We start from the raw sequence: 26,898 nt of genomic DNA, 5'->3' as shown, positions 1-26,898 counted from the left end.
GACGGCGACAAAAGTGTGGGAGCGCTTGTGGACATCAGCACCGATGACGATCATGGAGCTTGCCTTCCTGTCACAGGGTGGGCGGACAGTCGGGCCGGTCGGTGGACATACTTCAGTGGAGGGGCGCTGCCACGCTCCTATCAAGTCACGCCGGCCGGTCCGTCACACCAGATGCCGGCACGATGAGGCAACACCAACCCCGCAGGGGTGGCAGGGAGCAGGAGAGCCAAACACCCGGTGGACGAAACCCAATCACCACTGACGTGGCTCCACAACCCTGACACTGAAGGGAGCAGGAGGAGTCCGCACAACAAGGGCCGGTGACCCGAAGGTCACCGGCCCTTGCCGACTGTCTTACGTGCGCGTGACTACCGCGGCCCTCAGAAGAAGGCGGGGCGGAAGGTCTTGGCCCACGACTCCTTGAAGGTGCTCTGCCAGTAGTCCCACCAGTGCGCACCGTCCGGGGTGATCCGGGTGGTGAGCTTGACGCCCGGGACGAGCGCCAGGCGGCCGATGTAGATCTGGCTGCTGGTCGACGCGGCGACCTCGAGCGGGATCATCTGCGCGAACTTGACCGGATCGAAGTTGCTGCTGGCCGGGTTGACCGACGAGTCGTACTTGCTGCCGACACCGCTACCGGACGAGACGTAGACGTTCTTGCCCGCCAGGTTGCCCGCGCTCAGGAACGGGTCGTTCTGGAACCAGGTTCCCGCGGGGTAGAAGCCCCACATGTTGAACGGGTTGCCGCCGACCTCCGCGACCGAGGCCATGATGCCCTGGGTGAAGCCCGGCATGGTGACGGTCGGGTAGCCGCTGTAGGACGCGACCGCCTTGTAGAAGTTGGGGTGGCGCGATGCGAGGTTCAGCGCCGAGGTGCCCGACATCGACAGTCCGGCGATGCCGTTGCGGCGGTTGTCGCTGCCGTGACGTGCCGCCATGTAACCCGGCAGTTCGCGGGTCAGGAAGGTCTCCCACTTGTTGACGCCCAGCTTGGGATCGGGGGTCTGCCAGTCGGTGTAGAAGCTGCCTGCGCCGCCGAACGGGATGGCGACGTTGGTGCCCTTGCCTGCCATGTAGCGGGCGACATCGGTGTTGATCAGCCAGCCGCTGTTGTTGGCGGGGGCGCGGAGTCCGTCGAGCAGGTACAGCGTCGGCTTGGGTCCGCCACCGCCGGCCGAGACGATGCACACGGGCACGGTCCGGTTCATGGCGTTCGAGCGGACGTACTCGACATTGCAACCGTTGGCCGCAGAGGCCTCCGGCGGAGCTGCGACCAGCGTCGCACCCGACACGGCCACGAGAGCCACGAGTCCGGCGACGAGGCGCTTACGGGCGCGTGTCAGCATTCGTCAGTTTTCCTTTGGATCACCACGGCCGGAGCCGGCCGCTTGCGGGTCTTGCCTACCGGGTACTGCTGCGGGCTTGTGTACGAAGTCGTACGAGGAGGGATTGTATTGGTCCCCCCGGGCAGCGGTACCCGTCCTGGAGAAGTGTAACGGCACGATAACGCCACGGCAAAGGCGAGAGCGGGTCCCGTGACCGCGTATCGGAGTGGGACACGTCACATTTCCTGGCGCTGAACAGCCCATTCGGGACATAGGCGACAGACCTGCCACGTACCGCCCCTGCTTCGGTTCCCGTCCTGCGATCCGGCCGTTACCGGTTTGCGTGGGCAACGGTGACCGTGCCCGCAGGGCGGGGAGAGAGTCCGTCCTGCCTGCCGGCCGATCGTCGCCAAGTCCGCTCGACCGGCTCGCGGAACCACTAGGGTCGGAACGTGCACATGGGCGAGTATCTGTCCGCGGACGCGACCACCCTGGCCGGCCTCGTCGCCGCCGGAGAGGTGACGGCCGCCGAAATCCTCGACCTCGCGCGAGCCCGTGCGGACGCGGTGAATCCGTCGCTCAACGCCATCGTGATCAAGATGGACGCCGAAGCCGATGCGCGCGTCCGGGGCGATCTCACCGGGCCGTTCGCCGGCGTCCCGTTCCTCATCAAGGACCTCGCGCAGGACTACCGCGGCTATCCGACGACCCGCGGGTCCCGTGCCCTCGCGACACATATCGCGCGCGAACACTCCTTCGGCGTCCAGCGGTTCCTCGACGCCGGCCTGGTGATCTTCGGTAAGACGAACACCCCCGAGTTCGGCGCGAAGGGGATCACCGAACCCACGTTCTGGGGACCGACGCGCAATCCGTGGGACGTCGAGGTGACCCCGGGCGGCTCGTCGGGTGGCAGCGCCGCCGCGGTGGCCGCCGGGATCGTCCCGGCGGCCGGGGCCAGCGACGGCGGCGGTTCCATCCGCATCCCCGCCGCATGCACCGGGCTGTTCGGACTCAAGAGTTCGCGGGGCCTGATGCCGTTCGGTCCGCAGACCGGCGAACCGCTCTTCGGGATGGGCGTCGAAGGCGTGGTGACCCGCACCGTCCGCGACGCCGCGGCCCTCTACGACGCACTCATCGGGCCGACGCCGTCGTCGACGTACCCGACGCCGCTGCACACCGAGAGCTACACCGCCCGGATCGCAACCCCACCGCGGTTGCTGCGGATCGGCTACACTACGACGTCGGCGATCAACGCGAATCCGCACCCGGAGGCGGTCGCCGCGGTCGAGCACGCCGCATCGGTGCTGACCGATCTCGGCCACCAGGTCGAGGAGGTCGCCCCGCCGCACGACGACGCTGCACTCGCGCGCGATTTCCTCGACATCTGGTTCGCCAAATGCGCCGCGCAGGTCGACGAGGTCCGCCGACTCACCGGTGCTCCCGACTCCCACTTCGAGGCCGACACCCTGACCCTCGCGGAGCTGGGCCGGGCCGCCGGCGTCGTCCCCCTGTTCACCGCACTCGACCGGATCAACGACCATGTCCTGGCCCTGGACCGCTTTCATCAGACCCACGATCTGCTGCTGACGCCCACGCTCGCAGTGCCGCCACCCCGGGTCGGTTCGATGACCACGCCGCCGATCCTGCAGCGGGCGGCGCGACTCGCCTCGAGAGCACGGTCCGGCCGGGCGATCTCGCGCCTGGGGATCATCGACAAGCTGATCTACGAGAGTCTCGGCTGGGTGCCGTACACGCAGCTCGCGAACCTCACCGGCCGCCCCGCCATGAGCGTGCCGCTGCATTGGACCGACGCCGGGCTCCCGCTCGGCGTGCAGTTCGTCGGCCGGCTCGGTGCCGACGGTGATCTCCTCGCGCTCGCGGCCGGACTCGAGGCGGCCGCGCCGTGGTTCCACCGGTACGCCGACATCTCGCTGTAGTGCCGGGCTAATCTCGTCTGCGAATGCACATGCTCCGGAGCAGCCCGGGGATGGCGGCGGGCGTGAGGAGTTGCGGTGACGGAGCACGGGGCCGACGCGGTGGTCGTCGGTGCGGGACTGGCGGGACTCGTCGCGACATACGAGCTCACCAAGGCCGGGCGCCGCGTCGTCGTGGTCGATCAGGAGAATCGCAACAACCTTGGCGCGCAGGCGTTCTGGTCGTTGGGCGGATTGTTCATGGTGGACACCCCCGAGCAGCGACGGCTGGGCATCCGCGACTCTGCCGACCTCGCGCTGCAGGACTGGATGGGGTCGGCGGGATTCGATCGTGACGACGAGGACTACTGGCCACGCCAGTGGGCCCGCGCGTACGTGGACTTCGCCGCCACCGAGAAACGGCAATACCTGCACGACCTCGGCCTGCGGATCACCCCCATCGTCGGGTGGGCCGAACGCGGCGGCGGGTTCGCCGACGGCCACGGCAACTCCGTGCCCCGGTTCCATCTCACGTGGGGAACCGGACCGGAGGTGGTCCGGGTCTTCGCCGAGCCGGTCCTGGAGGCGGAGAAGCGCGGGCTCGTCGAGTTCCGGTTCCGGCATCGCGTCGACGAGCTCGTCGTCGACGACGGCGGCGCCGCCGTGGGCGTGCGAGGTGTGACCCTCGCCCCGACCGACGTCGACCGTGGCCGGGCGTCGAACCGAGACGTCGTGGGCGACTTCGAGATCCGTGCCGGGGCGGTCATCGTCACGTCCGGCGGCATCGGACACAACCACGATCTGATCCGCAAGAACTGGCCGGTCGAGCGCCTCGGCCCCGCTCCGGAGACGATGATCTCCGGCGTCCCGGCCCATGTCGACGGCCGCATGCTGGAGATCAGCGAGACCGCTGGCGCCAACATCGTCAACCGAGACCGGATGTGGCACTACACCGAGGGCATCCACAACTGGGACCCGATCTGGCCCGACCACGCGATCCGGATCATCCCCGGTCCGTCGTCACTCTGGCTCGACGCCAACGGCAATCGCCTCGCCCCACCGAACTTCCCCGGCTTCGACACCAATTCGACGATGAAGGCGATCCTGTCGGCCGGTCACGACTACTCGTGGTTCATCCTCACCCAGACGATCGTGGAGAAGGAGTTCATGCTGTCGGGATCGGAACAGAACCCCGACATCACCGAGAAGGACCTCAAGCTCACCGCGCGGAGCCGGCTCGCGAAGGGTGCCGCGGGGCCGGTGGACGCCTTCGTGCGAAACGGCGTCGACTTCGTGGTCGCCGACAACCTGCCCGAGCTGGTGGCCGGGATGAACAAGATCGCCCGCGGGCCCGAGCTCGACCTCGCACACATCGAACGGATCATCTCCGCGCGCGACGCCGAGATCGGCAACAAGTTCTCCAAGGACGCGCAGCTGATGGCGATCACCAACGCCCGACAGTTCCTCGGCGACAAGATCGTTCGCGTCGCCAAGCCGCACCGGCTGCTCGATCCGGAGCACGGCCCGCTGATCGCGGTTCGGCTCAACGTCCTCACCCGCAAGACCCTGGGCGGTCTCGAGACCAACCTCGACTCCCAGGTACTCCGACCCGACGGCAGCGCCTTCGACGGCCTGTTCGCCGCCGGTGAGGTCGCGGGCTTCGGCGGCGGCGGCGTGCACGGTTACAACGCCCTGGAGGGCACGTTCCTCGGCGGATGCATCTTCTCCGGCCGGGCAGCCGGGCGGGCAGTGGCCCGGGCCACACCGCGCGGCTGATCGCCGGTACGACCGCACCTCGTCGTCGAAAAGGGTTGCCTGCCCTCTACATTCGCGGCACGATCTGCTGCCCCACGGCACCTGCGCATGGGCTAGTGTGTTCAGCGTGCCGGTCCCCCAGACGATCCTGACCCGGAAGACGAAGTCGGCGATCTTCCTTGTCTTCACCATCGACGACGGCGGTGAGGACGCGGTTCGCGATGCGTTGGAAGAGATCCCCGGACTGAACAACGCGGTGTCCTCGCGAGCGCCGGAGGCGGCGCTGGCCGGGATCGTGTCGATCGGATCCGCGGCGTGGGACCGCCTGTTCGCCGGCCCGCGGCCGCGCTCGTTGCGTCCGTTCGTCCCGTACGAGGGCGAGGTCCACACCGCCCCGGCGACGCCCGCCGACCTTCTCGTGCACATCAAATCCGACGACATGGGCCTGTGCTACGAGCTGGGCGCCAAGATCACCGAGGCGCTGGGGGACGCGGTCACCGTGGTCGACGAGGTGCACGGGTTCCGTTACTTCGACCTCCGCGACCTCATCGGGTTCGTCGACGGCACCGAGAACCCGACCGGACAGGCCGCGATCGACGCGATCACGGTCGGCGAGGAGGACCCGGACTTCGAGGGTGGCAGCTACGTCGCGATCCAGCGCTACGTGCACGATCTGTCGTCCTGGAACGACCTGAGCACCGAGGACCAGGAAGCCGCGATCGGGCGCACCAAGCTCGACAACGTCGAGATGTCCGACGAGGTGAAGCCCCCGAACTCCCACATCGCGCTGAACGTCGTCGAGGACGAGAACGGCGAGGAGATCGACGTGGTCCGCGACAACATGCCCTACGGCGACGTCTCGGGCGCGGGCGTCAACGGCACCTTCTACATCGCCTACTCGGCTGCACCCGATGTCACCGAGGAGATGCTGCGCAAGATGTTCATCGGCGACCCGCCCGGCACCTATGACCGCCTCCTCGACTTCACCACGGCGGTCACCGGATCGCAGTTCTTCACCCCGACGCTCGACTTCCTCGAAGACCTGCCGCCCGCGCCCGACGCCGCATCCGACGCACCCCCGGTGCCGGCGACCCGTTCCGACGGTTCGCTGGGTATCGGGTCTCTGCACTGACGACACCTCGAGAACCGACCACCGCACCAGGAGGACACCATGAACAACCTGCATCGCGAACTCGCACCGATCTCCGACGCGGCGTGGGCGGAGATCGAGGAGGAGGCGACCCGCTCGTTCAAGCGCAACGTCGCGGGCCGGCGCCTCGTCGACGTGACCGGGCCGCTCGGTTCCGACACCGCGTCGGTGACCCTGGGACATCGCACCAAGATCGACTCACCGGCCCAGGGCATCACCGCATTCCAGCGCCGCACCCAGTCGCTGGTCGAACTCAAGGTCCCGTTCACGGTGTCCCGGGAGGCCATCGACGACGTCGATCGCGGCGCCAAGGACTCCGACTGGGACCCGGTCGTGGAGGCCGCGCGCGAACTCGCACTCGCCGAGGACCGGGCCATCTTTGAGGGATACGCCGCGGCGTCGATCAGCGGCATCCGGGCCGAGGCCGCCGCCGCCCCGATCCCGCTGCCCACCGACGTGCGCGACTACCCGGAAGCGGTCAGCCAGGCGTTGAGCACGCTCCGGCTGGCGTCGGTCGACGGCCCGTACGCGGTGGCCCTCTCGGCTGAGGCCTACACCCAGGTCAACGAGACGTCGAACCACGGTTACCCGATCCTCGAGCACATCCAGCGCCTGTTCACCGGCGACATCGTGTGGGCGCCCGCGATCAGCGGCGCGTTCGTCATGAGCACCCGCGGCGGCGACTTCGAGCTGACCATCGGCCAGGACGTGTCGATCGGCTACGACTCACACGACGCCGATGTGGTGAACCTGTACTTCCAGGAGTCGTTCACCTTCCTCACCCACACCGCGGAGGCGGCTGTCGCGCTCACCGAACCGCCGACCGTCTGACCAGCTGTCCACCGTCCTCGCCGGCCCCGGGTCCCGTCGGGCCGATACTCTGCGGCGTCCGTTGCGAGCGGCAACTACTCTTGCGCAGGTGATCGCAGTGAAATCCGGCCCGCTCCCGTTCCCGGCGGTCAGATGCTGACCCGCCTCATCACCACGTACCTCGCGCGGTACCGGGTCAACGTCGTACTCGTCATCGTGCTGCAGCTGCTCGCGACCACCGCGATGCTGTTCCTGCCGAGCCTGAACGCCGACATCATCGACAACGGTGTGGCCCGCGGGGACACCGGTTACATCCTGCGCATCGGCGGATGGATGCTGCTGGTGAGCGTCGCGCAGATCATCGTCACGGTCACCGCCCAGTTCTTCGGGTCCCGCGCCGCGCTGGGGGTCGGGCGCGACATCCGCGGCGATCTGCTGCACCGGGTGAACTCGTTCTCCGCGCGGGAGGTCGGCACCTTCGGCGCCCCGTCGCTGATCACCCGCACCACCAACGATGTCCAGCAGGTGCAGATGCTCATCGTCATGAGCAGCGCCATCCTGGTGATGGCCCCGATCATGTGCATCGGCGGCATCATCATGGGCGTCCGCGAGGCGCCCGCATTGTCGTGGGTCATCGCCATCGCGGTGCCTGTCCTCGGGGTCTCGATGGGAGCCATCATCGCGAAGATGATCCCCGGCTTCCGGGCCATGCAGGAACGGATCGACAACGTCAACCGCGTGCTGCGCGAGCAGATCACCGGCATCCGGGTCGTGCGGGCATTCGTGCGGGAGGACTACGAACGCAAGCGGTTCGCCGTCGCCAACGACGATCTCGCCGATGCGACCCTGCACGTCGGCCGGCTGATGGCACTGATGTTCCCCGTCGTCATGGTGATCACCAACGTCACCATCGTCGCGGTCATCTGGTTCGGCGGTCACGCGGTCTCCGACGGCTCGCTGGAGATCGGCGCGCTCACCGCGGTGATGAGCTATGTCATGCAGATCCTGATGTCGGTGATGATGGCGTCGTTCCTGGCGATGATGGCGCCGCGCGCCGCGGTCTGCGCCGAACGCATCTCCGAGGTCCTGGCCACCGACACCTCGGTCCATCCGCCGACCGAGCCGATCGGCTTCGCCGCCCATCCCGGCACGGTGGAGTTCGACGCGGCCGAGTTCCGGTACCCGGGCGCCGACGACCCGGTGTTGAGCGGCATCGACTTCCGCGTCGAGCCGGGCACGACGACCGCGATCGTCGGGTCGACCGGATCGGGCAAGACGACCCTCATCGGGCTGGTCCCGCGACTCATCGACACGACGTCCGGCGCGGTCCGGGTCGGCGGCACCGACGTGAAGCGGCTCGACCCCGACGAACTGCGGTCGGTCGTCGGCCTGGTGCCGCAGCGCCCGTACCTGTTCTCCGGAACCGTCCGCTCGAACCTGCTGCACGGCAAGGCCGATGCCACGGACGACGAGATCTGGGAGGCGCTGCGCATCGCGCAGGCCGCGGATTTCGTGGCGGCGATGCCCGACGGTCTGGACACCGCGGTCTCCCAGGGCGGCACGACCGTCTCCGGCGGCCAGCGCCAGCGCCTCGCGATCGCGCGGGCACTCATCCGGCGGCCGGCCATCTACCTCTTCGACGACTCGTTCTCCGCCCTCGACCTCACCACGGACGCGCGCCTGCGCGCCGCACTGCGTCCGGCCACCCGCGACGCGGCGGTGATCGTGGTGGCCCAACGCATCTCGACCATCGTCGACGCCGAGCAGATCGTCGTGCTCGATCGCGGACGGGTGGTCGGTCTCGGTACGCACGACGAATTACGGCAGTCGTGCCCGACCTATGCCGAGATCGTCGAATCCCAGATGGCGATGGAGGAGCGCGCATGACCCGGCCCGGTGGTCCGCCGATGGCGGCCGGACCCGAATCCAAACCCCGCTCGTTCTGGCCCTCGGTCAAACGCGTTGTCGCCCAGCTGGCCTCCTACCGCCTGTTGATGGCGATCACACTCGGGTCGCTGGTGGGTTCGGTCGTGCTGATCGCGATCGCGCCCCGCGTGCTCGGTTACGCCACCGACCTCGTCTTCGACGGCGTCATCGGCCGCACCCTGCCCGACGGGCTCACCAAGGAGCAGGCGGTCGCCGGTCTCCGCGAGAGCGGGGACGACACCTTCGCCGCCATGGTCTCGTCGATGGACGTGACACCCGGCGTCGGGGTGGATTTCGGCGCCGTCGGACGCGTGCTGCTCATCACCCTGGCGCTCTACGTCGTCTCGTCGCTGCTCGCATGGCTGGCCGGCTACCTGCTGAACATCGTGGTCGTCGGCACCATCCGGCGGCTCCGCGACGACGTCGAGGCCAAGGTGCATCGCCTGCCGCTGCGCTACTACGACACGATGCCTCGCGGTGAGCTGCTGAGCCGGGTGACCAACGATCTCGACAATCTGTCACAGAGCATGCAGCAGACCATCTCCCAGTTCGCCAACTCGGTCCTGACGGTGATCGCGCTGCTGGTCATGATGATCTGGATCTCCCCGCTGCTGGCGCTCATCGCGGTGGCCACGGTGCCGCTGGCGATCATCGCGACCGGCATCATCGCCAAACGGTCGAAGCCGCACTTCTCCGCGCAGTGGTCCTCGACCGGCGCTCTCAATGCCCAGGTCGAGGAAGCCTTCACCGGCCACGAACTGGTGACCGCCTTCGGCCGTCAGCGCGAGATCGAGGCGACCTTCGACGAACGCAACGAGAAACTGTACGAGTCGAGTTGGCGCGCGCAATTCATCTCCGGCGTCATCATGCCGACGATCATGTTCCTGGGGAACCTCAACTACGTGGCGGTCGCGGTCGTCGGTGGACTACGCGTGGCGTCGGGTTCGCTGAGTCTCGGTGAGGTGCAGGCGTTCATCCAGTACTCGCGCCAGTTCACCCAGCCGCTGACGCAGATCGGTTCGATGATCAACCTGATGCAGAGCGGCGTCGCCTCCGCCGAGCGGATCTTCGACATCCTCGACGCCGACGAGCAGTCGCCCTACTCCGCGACTCCGAAGTCGCCGGCCGACGACAAGGGGCTCATCGAGTTCGACGACGTCTCGTTCCGCTACGTCGAGGACAAACCGCTCATCGAGAACCTCAGCCTGGTGGCACGCCCCGGGCACATGGTCGCGATCGTCGGTCCGACCGGTGCGGGCAAGACCACCCTGGTGAACCTGATCATGCGGTTCTACGACGTCGATTCCGGGGTCATCCGGGTCGATGGCGTCGACTCGACCGAGATGACGCGGGACGACCTGCGTGAACGCACCGGAATGGTGTTGCAGGACTCCTGGCTCTTCGGTGGCACCATCTACGACAACATCGCCTACGGCGATCCCACCGCCTCTCGGGAAGAAGTACTCGACGCCGCCCGGATGAGTCATGTCCACCACTTCGTGCGGACTCTTCCCGACGGTTACGACACGGTTCTCGACGACGAGGGTGGCGGGGTGAGTGCCGGTGAGCGACAGCTCATCACGATCGCGCGGGCCTTCCTCGCCCGGCCCACGATCCTCATCCTCGACGAGGCGACCAGCTCGGTCGACACCCGCACCGAACTGCTCATCCAGAAGGCGATGGCGAACCTGCGGTCGGACCGGACGAGTTTCGTCATCGCACACCGGCTGTCCACGGTGCGCGACGCCGACGTCATTGTCGTCATGGAGGACGGGCACATCGTCGAGCAGGGCAGCCACGACGAGCTGCTCGCCGCCCGCGGCGCGTACTGTCGGCTGTACGAAAGCCAGTTCACCGGGGCCATCGAGGCGAGCTGACCCTTCGTGACGCTCGCACGCTCGCTCCTCAGGGAGCAGAACAACGCTCCGAGCGTGCGGAGGGCGCGACCCCCCGCTCCCTGAGGAGCGCCCGGAGCTTGCGGAGGGCGCGATCAACCCCGATCCCTGAGGAGCGCCCGGAGCTTGCGGAGGGCGCGTCACGAAGGGTCTGGCGACCGAGTCAGCGGGGCAGGCGGTTCGAGGCCGGACCGTCGCCGGCGACCAGATCCGCGGCGTGGGCGGGTTCGAGACGTCCGTACCACTCGCCGGCGGGGTTGACGATCGCGAGCGGACCCAGGTTGCAGGGACTCAGGCAGCCCGTGCCGGTGACCTTGGTCGACGTCCCCTTCGACGTGGCAGTGAGTTGCCGGTGAAGCGGTCCGGCGCCATAGGCCATGCAGCGTGGACCTTTACACACGAGCACGTGCCGGTCGTGGTCCTCGATCACCGACCAGGCCGGGCTGCGATAGGCCGCCGGCGAGACGCGGATCTCCGCGTGCGGCACCCGCTCGATGAGGTCGGCGAGCCCGGCGACGACCGCTCCGGTGATGTCCGACTCGAGGATCCGGATGTCGAGGTCGACACCGGAACGACTCTCCCGCCAGTTCGCGACCGCCCGCTTCGTCCAGGTCACCAAGTACTTGTCGCGCGGAACCGCTACCGGGACAAGGCTGATGGCCGACAGCCCGTCGCCGGCCGCGCGGTCGAGCTCGTCATGGACGGTGGGTGTCGCGATGTCCAGGTAGGCGAGGCCGACGTCACGGTCACCCGATGCCCGCAGCGCGTCGACCATCGTCATCGCCGACGCCTCGTCTAGTCCACTCACCGTCGGGCGGAGCACGACGACGATCCGGCAATCCGTCGAGGTGGTCATCGGCCGAGCGTCGCCGTGAAGTCGATCCCGCTGGCGGGGACCAATCCGTACTCCTCGAGGGACTTGCGCAGCTCTTCGGCGCCATAGATGTTCGGGTAGCCGGAGGTGAACATCGCCAGCGGCAGGACCACGAACCGGTTGTCCCGGACCGCAGCGGTGTCCCGGAGACCCGCCCGGGCCTTGATGGCGTCGATCTTGCCCTGGACTTCGTCGGCACTCTTCTTGTAGTCCATGATCACGATGACGTCGGGGTCTGCGGAGGCCACGGTTTCCCAACTCGCCCGGAACCAGGTGTTGTCGACATCGGCGAAGACGTTTGCCCCGCCGGCGACGTCGACGATCCCGTTGGGCGCTCCGTTGCCGCCACTGGTGTAGAGGTCCTCCTCGCCGCTGTCGTAGATCAGGACGCGCGGGGCGGTTGCCGGACGCGGCGCGCTCCGCAGCCGGCGCAGGCGGTCGTCGAGTTCGGTCCCGGCAGCGGTGGCGATCTCCTCGGTTCCGAAGAGGATGCCGTAGTTCTCGACGTCGGCGCGCAACGCGTCCCAGGGGTCCATGGTGCCGAGCTTGTCCGGCGCGTCACCGCCCTGGCGGCAACTGTCGGAGATGACGTACGACGCGATGTCGTTAGCCTGCAACGACTCCGGGGTCACCCCGGACGCACCCTTAAACAGTCCGCTGTAGGAACCGACCACCAGATCGGCGTCCGCGCCGAGCACCGTCTCCATGGTGATGGAACTGCCCTCAAGGTGAGGGACGTCGGCGATCCCCGGGCCGAATATCGACTCCATCACCACATCGTTGTTCGCGTTCAGGGATACCGCGGCGAGCTTGTCGAGTCCGCCGACCTTGAGGATCGTTCCGACGTTCGCCCCGTTGCTCGTGGCGACCACACGCTCGACCGGCACATCGTAGGTCGCATCGGCGCCACAGTTGATCAGCGTCACCGACTTCCGATCCGCCGTTTCGTCGGTGGGTGGCGTGGCACTGCAACCGGCGACGACGAGGGCCGCGGCCAGGGTTGCCGTCGCGAGCGGCGTTCGGGACCGTCGGGCGGTGGTGGGTCTCGTCATCGGTTCTCCATCGTCGGTCGTGTGGGATCAGGGGCGGGTTGAGCGGGTGGGCCGGGTTCGAACACGAGGTGCGTTCGGCCGGTGGCGAAATTCACCGCCCAGTGCGCGGAGACCCCGAAGACCTCGGCGACCACCGCGGGATCGAGTGCGGACACGGCCTCCCCGTGTGCGGGGATTCGTCCGTCATTCAGCACGTAGATCGAATCACAATGGCGAGCAGCCAGATCGAGGTCGTGGAGCGACACGAGGACGGTTGTGCCCACCGTCCGCAGGAAGGTGAGCAGGTCGAGCTGGTGCCGGATGTCGAGGTGATTGGTCGGCTCGTCGAGAACCAGAACGCCGCAGTCCTGGGCGAGTCCTCGGGCGAGGGCGACGCGGCGTCGTTCACCACCGGAGAGGTGGTCGACGGCGGAATACGCGTGCTCGGCCATGCCGACCGATCGCAGTGCTCGTCCCACCGCGGCCCGGTCACCGGAGCGGCCCATGCTCCAGGGCGACGAATAGGGAAGCCGGCCCAGCGCGACGTACTCGTGCACCAGCATGTCCGCGGGTAGGTCGACTTCCTGTGGAACGAACGCGATCTGCCTCGCTCGCTCGCGAGTGCTCATCGACCCGGTCGCCCGGCCGTCGACGGTGATCGTGCCTCGACGCGGACGGAGCGCGCCGACGACCGACCGCAACAGGGTCGACTTGCCAGAGCCGTTCGGCCCGACGAGACCGACGATGTTCCCGGCCGGCACCTCGAGCGAGATGTCGTGCAGCACCGGGTGATCGTCGATCCACACCTCGACCCCGGACGCGGAGAGCCCGACCGGCGGGCGACTCACGCGGCGGCGCCGAACTGGTAGCGGCGCCGGCCGAGGATGAACAGGAACAGGGGTGCACCGATGACCCCGGTCACCACGCTCAGCGGGATCTCGACCGGCCGCAGCGCAACTCGCGCGACGACGTCTACGAGAACCAGGAAGACCGCCCCGATCAGAGCGGAGGTGGGCAGGACCCAGCGATGCCGTGAACCGACGAGGATGCGCGCGATGTGTGGGATCACCAACCCCACGAAGGCGATGGCCCCCGACACCGCGACCATCGTGCCGACCAGCATCGCGAGCAGTCCGAACAGCAGGTTTCGAACCATCGGGACCCTGACGCCCACCGCCACGGCGACGTCGGGCCCGGCCGAGAGCGCGTCGAGCCAGCCGTGGAGCGCGAAGGCGACGGCGGTGCAGATCAGGACCACCGAGACCGGGAGCAGCAGCTTGGTCCATGATGCGCCGGCAAGACTGCCCAGCAGCCAGAACAGGACCGATTGGGCGGCCTGTGAGTCGTTGGTGCGCAACACGAGGAAGCTGGCGACGGCGGACAATGCAGCGGCGATGACGGTTCCGGTCAGCACGAGACGGAGTGGCGTGATCCCGCCCTGGCCCAGGGTGATCGCGAAGACCAGGAGCGCGGCCCCCAGGGCGCCGGCCATCGCTCCGAGGCTCAGCGACCACAGCCCGAAACCGGCCAGGAATCCGGTGGTGATCACCGAGGTCGCCCCGACTGCCGCACCCGACGAGACGCCGAGGAGATGCGGGTCGGCGAGGGCATTGCGGACCAGTGTCTGGACCAGCACCCCGGCAACGGCCAGGCCCGCACCGACCACCAGGCCGAGCAGGATTCGCGGTAACCGGATGTCCCAGACGATCGCGAGCTGGGTGCGTGTGACGGCAGGCCCGCCGAAACGTGAGGCGACCACGTCGACGACCGTGGACACGGGCAACACTTCGGCACCCGAGCAGAGGGCGAGGAACGCAGCGGCGAGGCCCAGCGCGAGCACGGCGAGGAGGACGGCCACGGGACGGCGTCGTCCCGCGCGTCTCGGAGCACGCGGCAGTGCCGGCGCCCTGCGGGCACCATCGATCGTCATGTGTCGTCGGTCCATCCTCGTGGCGTGACAAGCAGCATCGAGGCTGGTATCTGGCTGAGTCAGCGCATCGACGTCATCGACGCACCGAAATCACAGTGGCGGGACCGCGCCGGAATCGAACCGGCTTCCCAGGGATCTCGATGCGACGAGACTACGACATCTCCGGCGATCTCCGACACCGCGCCCCGACGGCACCGGCGTCAGGGTCGTTCGTTGCGTCCCGCCCGCTCGACGAGGGTGGCGATGCGTTTCGTCTTGGTCTCCGGTCGTTTCGCCAGGGCGATCTGCGACAGTCCGAACTTGCGCGCGCTCGGCGGGAACGCATCCCAGTTGGCCCGCGCGACCGGGTCGGCATCGAGCGCGGCAGCGAGTTCGGGGGACTCGATGAGCGCCTCGGCGTCGTCGAACAACGTCCAGAGACCGCGGGCCTTGGCGTCGTCGATGACGGCCTGCCCGACGGGCTGAATCCGGCCGGCGGCGGCGAGGTCGGCGACCCGGGCCTTGTTCGACGCCGACCATCCGCTGTTGCGCCCGCGCCTGGTGAACCACATACCGCGGCGTCGGTCGTCGATGACGCGGGTGTGGCCGTCGATCCAGCCCCAACACAGCGCCTCACGAACGCACTCGTCGTAGTCGATCGGCTCGCGACCCGAGCCCTTGCGCCAGAACACAAGCCACACCCCCGGCGAGGTCTCATGGTTGGCGCGCAACCACTCTCGCCAGGCGTCGACGGTCTCGACGGTCAGCTTGGGAGCATCGGGATCGGCCATTCGTCAACCCTAATGACCTCGCCGCCCGTCTCGGTACAGTTGAGCCGTGAACGAGATCGTCGACTTTGCCACGAACAACTGGTGGCTGATCTTTCCGATCGGCGCGGTCGTCGGCGGGTGGGCTGGTTCGATCGGCAAGTACAACGAGAAGCGACGCAAGGACAAGATCGAGCTCGCCCGGATCAAGGCGAACGCACAGACCGAACAGCTGAAGCTGACCACGACCTCGGCCGATCAGTTGCGCAGGGTGCTCGGACAGCACGACGCCCTCACCGAGAAGTGGTTCGCCTACGAACTCGACCTCGCGACGCTGATCGAGTACCCGCTGATGGCCGACATGCGCGAACCGCTGACGCTCGCGTTCCACCGGGCGCGGGTTCGTGCGGACGACCTGCGGCCCGAGCCGGCCGCCGCAGACGTCTCCACGACCTCGACGTCTATCTCCCCGGCCGACTTCGCCGAGTACCGCGACGCGGTCGGCGACTACGCCGCCGCGTTCGATGCTGCCGAACGAGAAGCACGGCGGCGCAAGCAATCCGGCTTCTCGCCGGTCGAGCGTGACGCGCTCGACCGGGCGCGCAAACTGATCAACGTCGCCGCCGACGCCGGGGCGACCCCGGCCGAGCGGCAGGCCGCGTACAAGAGGGTACGTGCCGAACTCGACGGCATCATCGACGTTCCGCAGGTGGCGGCCGCACACCTCGAACAGCAGATCGCCGGCGCCCTCGAACGCAGGCCGGACTGATCCATGCCCGACTGATCAGAGGTCCGGGATCGGCAGGTCCAGGTTGGGGGCGATGATCCCGCCGTCGACCTCGAGGATCTTGCCGGTGACGTAGGCGCCCGCCGGAGAGGCCAGATAGAGCGCCGCCGCGGCGATGTCCTCCGGTTCACCGAGCCGGTGCAGCGGCGTCGACGTCTCGACGGCTGTGCGCATCCCCTCGTCGCCCGCCACGATCTCCAACGCCGACGTCAGGATCGCTCCCGGGGCGATGCCGTTGACCCGAATCCTCGGGTTGAGATCCATCGCCGCGATTCGGGTGTAGTGCGCGAGAGCCGCTTTCGCGGTGCCGTAGGCGGCGTAGGCGCGTCCGGGCAGGCGCCCCACCGCCGACGTGATGTTGATGATCGAACCCTGGCCGCTGGTCGCGAGGATCTGCTTGGAGCCGGCGACGACCAATGCGTGCGCGTTACCGACGTTGAAGTCGAAGGCATCCCGCAGGTGCTTGGGGCTGGTGTCGAACAGTGGCCGGGGCATCGCCCCGCCGACGTTGTTCACCACGGTGTCGAGCCGCCCGAACTCGTCGACCGCGGTCTGCGCGAGCGCCGCCGTCGCATCGGGGTCGCCGAGGTCCACGGCGACGGTGCGCGCGCGTCGGCCCGCCGCGCGGACCCGTTCGGCGACCTGCTCGAGGTCGGATTCACTGCGGGCCGCGATCACCACGTCGCCGCCGGCCTCGGCGAAGGCGACCGCGATCGCCGCCCCGAGCCCCCGGCTCGCGCCGGTCACGATGGCCACCTGGTCGTCTATCCGGAATCTGTCGAGAATCACCTGTCGACCATGCCACGCCGGGACGCAAAACGAGAACGTGTTCTAGAAATCGGGCGGAATCAGCAGGGACGTGGCCTCAGTAGGCGCGGTCGGCGGTCACCACGGAGAGGAGTTCCTCGCCCGCGGCGAACCTGCGGAGGTTCTCGGCGACCCACGGTGCCAGCTCCCGGGTCAGTCCCGACGCCGGGTTGGCGACATGCGGGGTGATGATCACGTTCGGCAGGGACCAGAGCGGATGGTCGTCGGCGGGCGGTTCCGGATCGGTCACGTCGAGCGCCGCGCCCGCGATCTGGCCGTCGACCAGCGCACGGTACAGCGCGTCCTCGTCGACGAGCGGGCCGCGTGCGATGTTGATCACCCATGCGTGCCGGGGCAGCGCCGCGAGGCTCTCGGTGTTGATCATGTGCCGCGTCTCCGGCGTCGCCGGCGCTGCCAGCACGACGTGATCGATCGTCCCCCACAGCTCGTCCAACTCGTCCGACCGCCGGACTTCGTGCGCACCGGGCACCTCTCGGCCCGATCGGTTCACCGCGACGACGCGGGCACCGCACGCCCGGAGACGTGGGGCGAGGGATGCACCGATCCCGCCGGCCCCGACGATGGCGACGGTGGCACCGTGCAGCGACCGGACCGCGGTGTCGATCCGCTCCTTGTCCCAGTGCCGGAGGACGGCGGTGTTGATCTGCCGGAGTCCCGCGAGGAGCAGCGCCAGCGCGTGCTCGGCGACGTTCTCGGCGTAGAAGCCCGAGGCATTGGTCCAGAGCCGGCGATCGTCGATGATGTCGGCGGCCACGAAATCCTCGATGCCCGCGGTCTTGAGGGCCACCCACTCGACGGTGTCGGGCAGTTGCGGGAAGTCCGCCGGCGGCCCGATCCACACCAGCACCCGGGCGTCGTCGAGACCGACGATCTGTCCACCGGCGCTCTCGATCGCGGCGACCAGGTGCTCGTCGCGGACGGGTTCGACGGCGACAGCCATCGGGGTCATCGGGAGACCGATCGGGCCGCGGTGGTGGCCAGTTCGTCGGCGATCTCGTTGAAGTGGTCGCCGGCGTGTCCCTTCACCCAGCGCCACTCCACCTGATGCCGCTTCTCCTCCTCGACCAGGCGGCGCCACAGATCTGCGTTCTTGACCGGCTTGCGGTCCTTGGTCTTCCATCCGTTGGCCTGCCAGCCGTTGACCCACTTCATGATCCCGTTGCGGACGTAGGTCGAGTCGGTGTAGATGATGACGGTCGACGGCCTGGTCAGCGCCGCGAGACCCTCGATGGCGGCGGTGAGTTCCATCTTGTTGTTCGTCGTGTCGGGTTCGGACCCGGATATCCGCTTCTCGGTGCCCTTGTACCGGAGCACGGCACCCCATCCGCCCGGGCCCGGGTTCCCCAGGCAGGCACCGTCTGTCGAGATCTCGACGACGGCCGACCCAGCTCCCGGATCTGCGGAGGAGTCGTCGGCCGTCGGGTTCGCAGAAGCTGTCACGCACGGAAGCCTACGGCAGCTGCGATGCCCGGCAGCAGACTGACGGCTAGGGTGGACTCATGGCCGTGTGGGACCCGACACGCTATCTGCAGTTCGCCGACGATCGCGCGCGGCCGTTTCTCGACCTCATCGCGCAGATCCCGACCACTCCGTTGTCGGTGGTCGACCTGGGTTGCGGACCGGGCCACCTGACCAAGCACCTGCGCGCACTCTGGCCCTCGGCCGAGATCCTGGGCATCGACGACTCGGCGGAGATGGTCGACCGGGCCATCCGCGACAACGCCGACCCGCACGCCAACTACGACGCCGTCGACGTCTCGCAGTGGACTCCACACCGGCCGGTCGACCTGATGCTGTCCAACGCGATGTTCCAGTGGGTACCCGATCACCTCGATGTCATCGACGGTCTGCTCGGGCACCTGACCGACGGCGGCGCCTTCGCGCTGCAGGTCCCGAACAACACCGACTCGCCGACCCATGCGGCCCTCGCCGAGCTCGCCGCGACCGAGCCGTATGTCGGGGCCTTCGGTGACCTCCGGGCGCTGCCCCGGCTCGACGCCGAGGTGTATCTCGACTTCTTCGCCGAGCGCGGCTACCACGTCAACGCATGGGAGACGACCTACTTCCACGTGCTCGACGGCCAGGACCCGGTGTTCGACTGGATGTCGGGTACCGGCGCGCGTCCGTACCTGCAGGCGCTCACCGACGACCTCCGGAAGCAGTTCGTCGCCGATCTCAAGAAGCGCTTCGCCGAGGCCTACCCGCGCCGCGAGTGGGGCACGGTGCTGCCGTTTCGTCGGACATTCGCCGTGGCCACACGCCGCTGACCCACAGCCGTCGACCGGGCGTCATTTCCCGTCGATCGTGCCTGTGTCCGTTGAGCGAGTGGCCCCCAGAGCATCACGTACCGGACTCGGTTCGGCTGAGCACCACCCGCCAGGTGGCCACTTCTGCAACACTGACACCACCTGTCGCTTCCTCAGGGGGTACGTCCATGCCTCGACGCAGCCGGACTCGTCTGCGCCCGGTCGGCCGCGTCCGACGCCGCGTCCTCGCCACCGCTGCCACTGTCGCCGTGGCGGGCGGTCTGCTCGCCGCCGTCTCGGCACCGGCGGGAGCCGCGGTCTGCAACGTCACCGGCATCACCGGGGGCGATGTCGGCAGCACCGGCAGTTCCGGGTCCAGTGAGCTCGGGTTGGGCAGTCTCGACTTCGGCAGCTACCGGGCGGACGGAAAGAAGCCTCAGGGTCCGCTCCCGACATTGACCGGCGCCAGCAAGGCCGTCTCCTGGGTGACCGGTCCGCGAAGTCCCGCACGCACCGACACCCGTTTCGGGATCACCGCCACCGACGTCGGTGTGCCGTGGGACAACGGCTCCGGTCAGATCCTGATGGCCTTCGGTGACACGTGGGGCCGATGCGCCGGACAGATGACCTGGAAGCACAACACGATGCTGCGCAGCGACGCGAACTCCGATCTCGCCAAGGGCATTCGATTCCCGACCGCAGTTCCGGGATCGGTGCGGTCGGGCGCCTCGGTGACGTCGGCGCACCCGACGTGGGCACAACCCATGTTCAACGCGGTCGGGGTGCGCAACATCGAGGTCGGCCGGATCCCGACCGGCGGGATCTCGATCAACGGCACCCAGTTCGTCAGCTTCATGTCGATCCACCGCTGGCTCGGGCCGGGCAGGTGGAGCACGAACTATTCGGGAATCGCGGTGTCGCACAACAACGGCCAGACCTGGACCGTCGACAACAACACCCTGCGTTGGAACACCGACCTGACCATTCCGGGCGTACCCCAGGTGACGAGGGGACATGACCGGTTCCAGATGGGCGCCTTCCTCCGTAGCGGCGAGTACATCTACCAGTACGGCACGCCCAACGGGCGTTTCGGTTCAGCCCATGTGGCTCGTTTCCGTCCCGCCGACATCCTGAACCTCAACCGATACCAGTACTTCCGCGGGGGCACGGCGTGGTCGTCGAATCCGGCCGAGGCCGCACCCCTCGTCGCCGGCCCGATCAGCGAGATCTCGGTGGCCTACAACACCTTCCTCGGCCGCTTCGTGATGCTGACCGAGCGCGCGGGGACGATCGTGATGCGTTCGTCGCCGTCACCCGTGGGACCATGGAGTGGAGAGCGAGTGCTCATCTCTCACAAGCAGTCCAGCGGCCTCTATACGCCGTACATCCACCCTCGATCGTCGGGCAAGGACTTGTACTTCGTCGTCTCCCGGTGGGACGACTACAACGTGATGCTGGTCCGGACCGACCTGTCGAAGGCACGCCGGTGAGCCGGCGCATCGTCCTGATCCGTGCGATCAACGTCGGCGGGGCGAAGCTCCCGATGGCCGAATTGCGGGAGATCGCAACCGACCTCGGTGCCGATGACGTCTCGACCTACATCGCGTCGGGTAATCTGCTCTGCTCACCCCCCGCCGAACCGGAGCAGTTCGACCGCGCTCTCGAGGCCGCGATGGAGGATCGCTACGGCTGGTTCCGGGAGGTCATCAGCCGCACGCCCGAGCAGGTCCGCGCCGCGCTCGACGTCCATCCGTTCGACATCGTCGACGACAAGTACTCCTATGTCTACTTCCTGACCGGCCGGCCGGCGCCGGACAAGGTGGCCGCATTCGAGCGCAAGGATTTCGGTCAGGACATCGTCCGGGTCATCGGGTCCGATCTGCACATCCGCTACGCCGACGGAGCGGGACGCTCGACGCTGACCGCGCCGGCGATCGCGCGCGGCCTGGGTGTGCAGGGCACCGGGCGCAATCTGCGGACCGTCCGGAAGCTACTGGAGCTGGCCGTCTCCTGAGCGCCGCTCGGTGGCCGGTGTCGCAACACGGGCGTAGCGTCGGTGGCGGCATCACGAGACAGACCAGACGAACCAGACGCTCGCGTCGAGAGGAGTCCGGACATGAGTCAACCGGTCCCGCCGCCCCCGCCACCGCCCGAGCCCGTTCCTGCACCCGAGCCCATCCCGGAGCCGCCGCCGGAACCACCCATCCCCGTGCCGACTCCGCCGCCCGCTCCCGACCCGCAGCCAGCGCCCCCGCAACCGGACCCGCCGCCGCGCCCGACGGTGATCTGAGCCGTCAGCCCCGCGACAGCGCGCGAGCGACGCGGTCCAGATCGGCGAGCTGATCCTCGCGAGGCGCTTCCCACAGCTTCTTCGGCAGCTTCTCGAGGTCCTTGATCGCCGACTCGGCGTGATCGAGCGCCTCGGTCGATTCCTCGTCGCCGAGGTCCACCGACGCGATCAGCCGATCGTCGAGTTCGAACACCGCATCGTCGAGGCGATTGCGTGCCGCGACGAGTTCGTCGTCGTGCGGGATCGCCGGGTTCGCGTGCACGTCGGCGATGGCGTACCGAATTCGTCGATGCAGCAACGCTTCTCGCGTGTTGTCGGTGGCCCAGCTCTCGGGCGCCCGGCCCGGTCGGCCGGGAATCAGGTCGGTGGATCGTGCGAAGGTGCGCACACGTTTGTCCGAGTCGTACGCGAACCAGGCGGCGCCGCCGAGAATGAACAGTGCGACCACCACGGTGGCCACGATGATGATGACCGCGATCATGTGGTCAGCCTACTCAGGACGACTGCACTCCCTTGGGCGCCTTTCCCGACATGAAACCGAACAGGTACCCGGCGACGCGTCGCATCTGGATCTCGTCGGCACCCTCGGTGATCCGGTAGCGACGATGATGTCGGTAGATGTGCTCGAACGGCTCGTGCCGCGAGTAGCCGCGTCCGCCGAACACCTGCATCGCCTGATCGGCGGCGTCGCAGCACAGTCGATTCGCCTGGTAGTTGCACATCGAGACCTCCGCGGACGCTGCGAACGGCCCGTAGGTGTCCATCTTCCAGGCGGTTTCGCGGATGAGGGCCCGGATCATCGCGCACCGGGTGTGCAGGTCGACCAGCGGGAACTGGATGGCCTGATTCGTCGACAGTTTCTTACCGAAGGGCGCACGCTCGTTGGCATAGGCGACGGCGCGGTCGACGCAGTACTGGGCCGCGCCCAGGCTGGACGCCGCCTGGCGGATGCGGTTCTCGTTGAAGAAGTGCTGCACGACCTGCAGACCGGCGCCCTCCGCCCCGAACACCGCGGAGTTCGGCACGCGAACATCCCGCAGCGAGATGTGGGCATGGTCGGTCGGCATGTTGAAGGTCCACAGGTATTCCTCGACGGCGAACCCGGGGTCCTGCGGGTCGACGAGGAATGCGGTGATCCCGCGGGCGTCGCCGGGTTCGCCGCTGGTGCGGGCGAACACGATGTCGCGATGGGCGGCATGGATACCGGTGTTCCACGTCTTCTCGCCGTTGATGATCCAGTCGTCGCCGTCGCGGACCGCGGTCGTCTCCATGTAGGTGGCGTCGGAACCGTGGTCGGGTTCGGTGATACCGAAGGCGAAGAACTTCGTGCCCGCGGCCAATCCCTCGACCCATTCCTCCTGCTGCTCCGGTGTGCCGTATTCGAGCATCAGGAGCAAGCCGATGTTGTTGCCGACGATGGCGTGCTCGTTCTGCAGATCGCAATGCAGCCCCAGCCCTTTCGACGCCAGGTGCTCGCGGATGATCGCCATCGCCAGGTTCGATCCGTCCCGGCCGCCGAACTCGGACGGGAAGGGGTAGCGGAAGTGACCGGCCGCATCCGCGCGGCGCCGCGCCTCGCCGAGGAGCGCTTCCCACTCCTTGTTCGGCAGGCCGCCTCGCTCCCAGTCCGTTCGGGAGTCCTCGCGCCGATGGTCGAAGAATCGGATGTTGTCGTCGGTCTGCTCGAGAGGGATGATCTCGGCCTCGATGAATGCGTCGAGTTCGTCAAGGTAGTCGCTCAGCGACTCGGGCAGTGCGAAGTCCACGATGAACCCCTCTCGGTTGGGATCGGATGTCCGGCGGTCACGGATGAGGGACCGCGAAGTACTTGGGATTTGCCACGAGGAGCCGGGCACGGACGTCGGCGACGACGGCGTCCCGGACCTCCTCGTCGGTCCCGTCGAGCGCACCGGACCGCAGTGCCTCACCGAGGGCGCGGTGATCGGCGATGCCGAGGGCACTCAGGCGTTGCGCACTCGCTTCCGCATGTGCGGCACCCACCAGGATCTGCCGGCGGACGACGTCGACGACATTGCCGGCCACTCTCGTATGGAAGCGCACCTGCGGCGACAGGTCTGCCTGTACCGCGTCGGACCACAGGAACTCGGCAAGCGCTTCGAGTAGTTCGACGGAACTCGGCGAGCCGTAGAGATCCTCGTTCGCACCCGCACCCGCACCCGCACCCGCACCCGCACCCGTCGCTTCGGTGAGCGGATCGGGCACCGCCGCCGGTGTCACGAGCCCGAGGTCGAGGAGGGCGTCGAATTCCTGCTCGGCACTTCGACGTCCGATGGCGGCCAGTTCCACCGATCGTTCGACACCGTCGAGGTGTCGCGCCGCCTGGACCGCGCAGATCAGTCCCCACTTCACGGTGGCGTAGAGCTCCCACCAGCGCAGCGCCTGCTCGGTGGGACGCCAACCCGCCTCCCGGGCGTACGCGTCGAGGAGCTCGTCACGGCCGCCCATCCCGGCCACCGGTGTCGACCCCCCGAACCGCCACGCCTTGGCGCACAGCCAGCCGAGGTCCTCGATCGGATCACCGAGGTGGACGAGCTCCCAATCGAGCACCGCCACAATCCCTTCGGCGTCCATGAGGAGATTTCCCAGCCGAAAGTCACCATGTACGAGGCACTGCCGCGGTGACGGTTCGGGAGGGTTGTCGGCGAGCCATCGAGTCGCGAGTACCAGTCCCGCCGGCATGGCGTCGAACTCGCGCGGGAACAGCTCTCGGAGCCCGGCGATGGGATCGCCGAGTTCGCCGAGACCGGGCGTCTGACTCACGTCGATCCGGTGGATACGCGCGAGGATCTCGCCGCACTGGGCGACGAACCGGGCGCGCGCCGCGGCGTGGACATCGTTGCGCAGTATCCGGCGCGGGATGGACTCGCCGTCGATGAATGTCATTGCCAAATAGGGGAACCCCAGAACATTGCCCTCGTCGTCGAAACCCGCATCGAGGATCTCCGGCACCGGCACCCCGGCATCCGCAGCCGCACGCAGGACCTGCGCCTCGGCCCGCAGGCCGCCATCGTCGGTGGCAGCGGGGACCGCGCGGATGATGATCGGCTCCGCGGGCCCGGAACCCTCGACGAGGGCAGCCGCGTAGGTTGCCCGGCTCGCACCCGCCGGCAGCAGCCGTGCGGATTCGACCGAGAGCGAGGTACCGCGTCGGCCGGCGAGTCGGGATGCGATCGTCGCGGCGACCCCGTCCGCTTCCGGTACTCCCACGCCGATCCGTCCCTTCGCGCCGTCGCCCGGGCGGATGTAACCGCCACCACAGCGAAGCTAGCACGAGAGCTGAATCCGGACTCAGAAATATGGCGCCCGATGCCTCACTGGGCCGGTGTCTGGAACTCGGGCTGGTCGATGATGCGTACCCACGATCCGTCGGACCGCCGCGCGACCACCTGGGCGCGGGCGCCGGCGCCGTCGCGGGGCGGTGTCGATGTGAGTGCGAGATCGTCCCCGAACATCAGCGTCGGCAACGGCGGCTCAGGCACGAAGGTCGGCCGGTGTGCGAGAACCGACGCCCACAGGTCGCGGATCGCGGCCCGGCCGCGCGTGACCTCGCCGGGCGGGTAGGCCATCACCGCGTCCTCGTCATAGAGCGAGGCGACGGCATCGGCGTCGCCGGCGTTGGAGAACTCGACGAACAGCCGAGTCAGGTCCTCGGGCGTGCGTGCGGTTTCGTGCGTGGTCATGACAGCTCCTCTCGATGTGTTCGCTGTCCACCGTCGTCCAACTCAAGAGATAAGTCCAAGTGATGCTGGGTATGTCAACTATCATCCGGAGTTATGGAACTCCGGCAGCTCGAATACTTCGCAGCGATCGCCGCGGAAGGCAGCTTCACCGCGGCCGCAGCGCGCGTCCACACGACGCAGCCGAACATCAGCGCGCAGATCCGCTCCTTGGAACGGGAACTCGGTGCGACACTCTTCGATCGCTCCGGACGCTCGGTGCGCCTGACCGACGCCGGCCGCGAAGCGCTCCCGTCGGCTCGCCGCGCCCTTGCCGCCGCCGACGACGTGACCCGGCTCGTCGCGGAGGTCGCCGGACTGGTCCGCGGCAGGCTGTCGGTAGGGATGGTCGAGGGGTGCACCATCGCGCCCCTGTTCGCGGCGCTCGGCACCTTCCGGTCGACGCATCCGCAGATCGAACTGAGCCTGCGCGAGTCCCCGTCGACCGAACTGATCGCGTCGGTGGCGGACGGTCGCCTCGACATCGCCCTGGCCGGGCACGGCGGCGACCTCCCGCCGGGGGTGTCCGCCATGACTGTCATCGCCGAACGCGTCGTCGCCGTGATGCCCGCGAACGGACGGGTCCCCGGGCGGACGGTCGACCTCGCCCTGCTTCGCGAACGGTCGCTCATCTGCCTACCCGGCGGCGCGGGCATCCGAAGTGTCTTCGACGCGGCAGCGGTATCAGCGGGCGGACCCATCCGGCCGGCCATCGAAGCTTCCTCACCGGAAGCGATCATCGAGTTGGTCTGCAGCGGAATGGGAGTCGGAATTCTCAGTGAGTCGATCGTCGCGGATGACGAACGCGTGTCCGGGGTTCCGATCCGGGACGTCGACGGCACCGCCCATCTCGGCTTGCTGTGGGGATCGCGACCGTCTGCCGCTGCCGCGCGTTTCGTCGAGGTGGCCACGGACGCGTTCGGAGGAACCGAATGAGGATGGGGCGAAACGTTATGCCCCTGAGCGTGGGTGGTGGGCCGCACCCACCGACTGTCCACACATGCGCGTAGCACCTTCCACACCCGAGCCCAGCTCGGGGTGTCCGTCCCTTGACAGCTCCACAGAGAAGGCCGATTCTCGGTGTCCGCTGCCCACTACAACGGCTGGGCCCGACGGACCTGGTCGGCGGCGCGAGTGGCGTCGAGTTCGACATCGCTGATCAGCACCGCACGACCGAGACTCAGGATTCCCGACGTCAACGGCTGCGCTCGCAGGCCACCCCGCCCTATCAGCGCCTTGCGCACGCCGTCGCCGGCGACGGTGTCCATCCACGAGCACGGGTGGGCAGGGCGTCCGCCGCGGAACCGGATGGGTCCCGCCCCTGAGTCCAGCTCGAACTCCCGGCCCCGCAAAGGATCCAGTTCCACGCCGCGCACCACGATGTTGCGTCGGGCGAGGACCGGATCGGCGTCACCCGCCGCGGCCGTCCAGGCCTCGAGCGCGAGAAACGTCACCGCCGCCTCGGTGTGGGCGCGGACGCCGAAGAAGCGATCCCCGCGAATTCCCTTGTCGGCGATCATCTCCACCGAATCCGGCGTGCGGGTCTCCACCTCGTCGGCCGGGCCGTCCTTGGGCCTGCCGAAGTAGGCGTGTTTCGGTGAGACGACGAACATCAGCAACTCGCAGGAGTAGTCGTAGATCATCAATCGGGCACC

General features: G+C 68.2%; 25 protein-coding genes and 1 riboswitch. Of the genes, 11 read left to right on the top strand and 14 right to left on the bottom strand.

All coding sequences use genetic code 11. The features are described 5' to 3' along the window. Nucleotides 1-380: 380 nt before the first annotated feature. Complete coding sequence (locus CA982_RS11125; protein ID WP_086535388.1) at nt 381-1,346, bottom strand: alpha/beta hydrolase; 966 nt, start codon at nt 1,344-1,346, stop codon at nt 381-383. A 437-nt stretch (nt 1,347-1,783) separates the two neighbouring features. Here CA982_RS11125 and CA982_RS11120 point away from each other — a divergent pair, with 437 nt between their 5' ends. The 6 genes from CA982_RS11120 to CA982_RS11095 all read left to right on the top strand — a co-directional run bounded on the left by CA982_RS11120 (nt 1,784) and on the right by CA982_RS11095 (nt 10,756). Further along, nucleotides 1,784-3,262, top strand: a complete 1,479-nt coding sequence (locus CA982_RS11120) for an amidase (RefSeq protein WP_086535387.1) — start codon at nt 1,784-1,786, stop codon at nt 3,260-3,262. 75 nt (nt 3,263-3,337) lie between these two features. Beyond that, the gene (locus CA982_RS11115) at nt 3,338-5,014 is read left to right on the top strand and encodes an FAD-binding dehydrogenase (protein WP_086535386.1); all 1,677 of its coding nucleotides are present in this window, start codon (nt 3,338-3,340) and stop codon (nt 5,012-5,014) included. Nucleotides 5,015-5,120: 106 nt separating this feature from the next. Next, complete coding sequence (locus CA982_RS11110; protein WP_086535407.1) at nt 5,121-6,125, top strand: Dyp-type peroxidase; 1,005 nt, start codon at nt 5,121-5,123, stop codon at nt 6,123-6,125. 39 nt (nt 6,126-6,164) lie between these two features. After that, nucleotides 6,165-6,974, top strand: a complete 810-nt coding sequence (locus CA982_RS11105; protein ID WP_086535385.1) for a family 1 encapsulin nanocompartment shell protein — start codon at nt 6,165-6,167, stop codon at nt 6,972-6,974. 132 nt (nt 6,975-7,106) lie between these two features. Then, a complete protein-coding gene (locus CA982_RS11100; RefSeq protein ID WP_086535384.1) occupies nt 7,107-8,840 on the top strand; it encodes an ABC transporter ATP-binding protein in 1,734 nt (577 codons plus the stop codon). Then, nucleotides 8,837-10,756 carry an ABC transporter ATP-binding protein gene (locus CA982_RS11095; RefSeq protein WP_086535383.1) on the top strand — a complete coding sequence of 640 codons (1,920 nt, stop codon included), beginning with the start codon at nt 8,837-8,839 and terminating at the stop codon, nt 10,754-10,756. The genes CA982_RS11100 and CA982_RS11095 overlap by 4 nt, the downstream gene beginning before the upstream one ends. Before the next feature lie 181 nt (nt 10,757-10,937). On the opposite strand, the gene CA982_RS11090 is transcribed toward CA982_RS11095, so the two are convergent. The 5 genes from CA982_RS11090 to CA982_RS11070 form a co-directional block, all read right to left on the bottom strand. Continuing rightward, nucleotides 10,938-11,630, bottom strand: a complete 693-nt coding sequence (locus CA982_RS11090) for a (2Fe-2S) ferredoxin domain-containing protein (RefSeq protein ID WP_086535382.1) — start codon at nt 11,628-11,630, stop codon at nt 10,938-10,940. Continuing rightward, nucleotides 11,627-12,700 (bottom strand): ABC transporter substrate-binding protein, encoded by a 1,074-nt coding sequence (locus tag CA982_RS11085; RefSeq protein WP_086535381.1) that lies wholly within the window; start codon nt 12,698-12,700, stop codon nt 11,627-11,629. The genes CA982_RS11090 and CA982_RS11085 overlap by 4 nt, the downstream gene beginning before the upstream one ends. Then, nucleotides 12,697-13,527 carry an ABC transporter ATP-binding protein gene (locus CA982_RS11080; RefSeq protein ID WP_086535380.1) on the bottom strand — a complete coding sequence of 277 codons (831 nt, stop codon included), beginning with the start codon at nt 13,525-13,527 and terminating at the stop codon, nt 12,697-12,699. Before CA982_RS11080 ends, CA982_RS11085 begins: the two co-directional genes overlap by 4 nt. Further along, nucleotides 13,524-14,609, bottom strand: a complete 1,086-nt coding sequence (locus CA982_RS11075) for a FecCD family ABC transporter permease (RefSeq protein ID WP_086535379.1) — start codon at nt 14,607-14,609, stop codon at nt 13,524-13,526. Before CA982_RS11075 ends, CA982_RS11080 begins: the two co-directional genes overlap by 4 nt. Nucleotides 14,610-14,633: 24 nt before the next feature. Continuing rightward, a riboswitch (cobalamin riboswitch) is annotated at nt 14,634-14,764 on the bottom strand. 45 nt (nt 14,765-14,809) lie between these two features. Continuing rightward, nucleotides 14,810-15,379, bottom strand: coding sequence for a YdeI/OmpD-associated family protein (locus tag CA982_RS11070; RefSeq protein ID WP_086535378.1), 570 nt, complete (start codon nt 15,377-15,379; stop codon nt 14,810-14,812). Between the two features lie 46 nt (nt 15,380-15,425). Here CA982_RS11070 and CA982_RS11065 point away from each other — a divergent pair, with 46 nt between their 5' ends. Then, a complete protein-coding gene (locus CA982_RS11065) occupies nt 15,426-16,124 on the top strand; it encodes a hypothetical protein (RefSeq protein WP_086535377.1) in 699 nt (232 codons plus the stop codon). A 15-nt stretch (nt 16,125-16,139) separates the two neighbouring features. On the opposite strand, the gene CA982_RS11060 is transcribed toward CA982_RS11065, so the two are convergent. From CA982_RS11060 to rnhA, 3 genes are all read right to left on the bottom strand, one after another. Next, nucleotides 16,140-16,931 carry an SDR family oxidoreductase gene (locus tag CA982_RS11060; RefSeq protein WP_086535376.1) on the bottom strand — a complete coding sequence of 264 codons (792 nt, stop codon included), beginning with the start codon at nt 16,929-16,931 and terminating at the stop codon, nt 16,140-16,142. 76 nt (nt 16,932-17,007) lie between these two features. After that, a complete protein-coding gene (locus CA982_RS11055) occupies nt 17,008-17,919 on the bottom strand; it encodes a D-isomer specific 2-hydroxyacid dehydrogenase family protein (RefSeq protein WP_086535375.1) in 912 nt (303 codons plus the stop codon). Then, the gene (gene rnhA, locus CA982_RS11050) at nt 17,916-18,410 is read right to left on the bottom strand and encodes a ribonuclease HI (RefSeq protein ID WP_086535374.1); all 495 of its coding nucleotides are present in this window, start codon (nt 18,408-18,410) and stop codon (nt 17,916-17,918) included. Before rnhA ends, CA982_RS11055 begins: the two co-directional genes overlap by 4 nt. Before the next feature lie 59 nt (nt 18,411-18,469). On the opposite strand from rnhA, the gene CA982_RS11045 reads away from it, so the two are divergent. From CA982_RS11045 to CA982_RS11035, 3 genes are all read left to right on the top strand, one after another. Beyond that, nucleotides 18,470-19,237, top strand: coding sequence for a methyltransferase domain-containing protein (locus tag CA982_RS11045; protein WP_086535373.1), 768 nt, complete (start codon nt 18,470-18,472; stop codon nt 19,235-19,237). Between the two features lie 167 nt (nt 19,238-19,404). Continuing rightward, nucleotides 19,405-20,706, top strand: coding sequence for a DUF4185 domain-containing protein (locus CA982_RS11040; RefSeq protein ID WP_086535372.1), 1,302 nt, complete (start codon nt 19,405-19,407; stop codon nt 20,704-20,706). After that, the gene (locus CA982_RS11035) at nt 20,703-21,230 is read left to right on the top strand and encodes a DUF1697 domain-containing protein (RefSeq protein WP_086535371.1); all 528 of its coding nucleotides are present in this window, start codon (nt 20,703-20,705) and stop codon (nt 21,228-21,230) included. Before CA982_RS11040 ends, CA982_RS11035 begins: the two co-directional genes overlap by 4 nt. 280 nt (nt 21,231-21,510) lie before the next feature. On the opposite strand, the gene CA982_RS11025 is transcribed toward CA982_RS11035, so the two are convergent. The 4 genes from CA982_RS11025 to CA982_RS11010 all read right to left on the bottom strand — a co-directional run bounded on the left by CA982_RS11025 (nt 21,511) and on the right by CA982_RS11010 (nt 25,207). Beyond that, on the bottom strand, nt 21,511-21,987 hold the full coding sequence (locus CA982_RS11025) for a hypothetical protein (RefSeq protein ID WP_086535370.1): 477 nt from the start codon (nt 21,985-21,987) through the stop codon (nt 21,511-21,513). A gap of 13 nt (nt 21,988-22,000) precedes the next feature. Beyond that, nucleotides 22,001-23,272, bottom strand: a complete 1,272-nt coding sequence (locus CA982_RS11020; RefSeq protein ID WP_086535369.1) for an acyl-CoA dehydrogenase family protein — start codon at nt 23,270-23,272, stop codon at nt 22,001-22,003. Between the two features lie 37 nt (nt 23,273-23,309). Then, nucleotides 23,310-24,734 (bottom strand): phosphotransferase family protein, encoded by a 1,425-nt coding sequence (locus tag CA982_RS11015; protein ID WP_086535368.1) that lies wholly within the window; start codon nt 24,732-24,734, stop codon nt 23,310-23,312. Nucleotides 24,735-24,838: 104 nt separating this feature from the next. Further along, nucleotides 24,839-25,207 carry a YybH family protein gene (locus CA982_RS11010; protein ID WP_086535367.1) on the bottom strand — a complete coding sequence of 123 codons (369 nt, stop codon included), beginning with the start codon at nt 25,205-25,207 and terminating at the stop codon, nt 24,839-24,841. Nucleotides 25,208-25,300: 93 nt separating this feature from the next. Between CA982_RS11010 and CA982_RS11005 the strand changes: the two genes are divergently transcribed. Further along, entirely contained in the window at nt 25,301-26,179 is an 879-nt protein-coding gene (locus tag CA982_RS11005) for a LysR family transcriptional regulator (RefSeq protein ID WP_086535366.1), read from the top strand. Nucleotides 26,180-26,337: 158 nt separating this feature from the next. Here the strand turns inward: CA982_RS11005 and CA982_RS11000 are convergent, their stop codons facing one another. Continuing rightward, nucleotides 26,338-26,886, bottom strand: a complete 549-nt coding sequence (locus tag CA982_RS11000; RefSeq protein ID WP_086535365.1) for a molybdenum cofactor biosysynthesis protein — start codon at nt 26,884-26,886, stop codon at nt 26,338-26,340. Nucleotides 26,887-26,898: the final 12 nt, after the last annotated feature.

This window comes from Gordonia lacunae, assembly GCF_002149015.1.
Taxonomy (GTDB): domain Bacteria; phylum Actinomycetota; class Actinomycetes; order Mycobacteriales; family Mycobacteriaceae; genus Gordonia; species Gordonia lacunae.
Note: the sequence above shows the minus strand (reverse complement) of the source record. Positions and strands in the feature narration are given on the sequence as shown.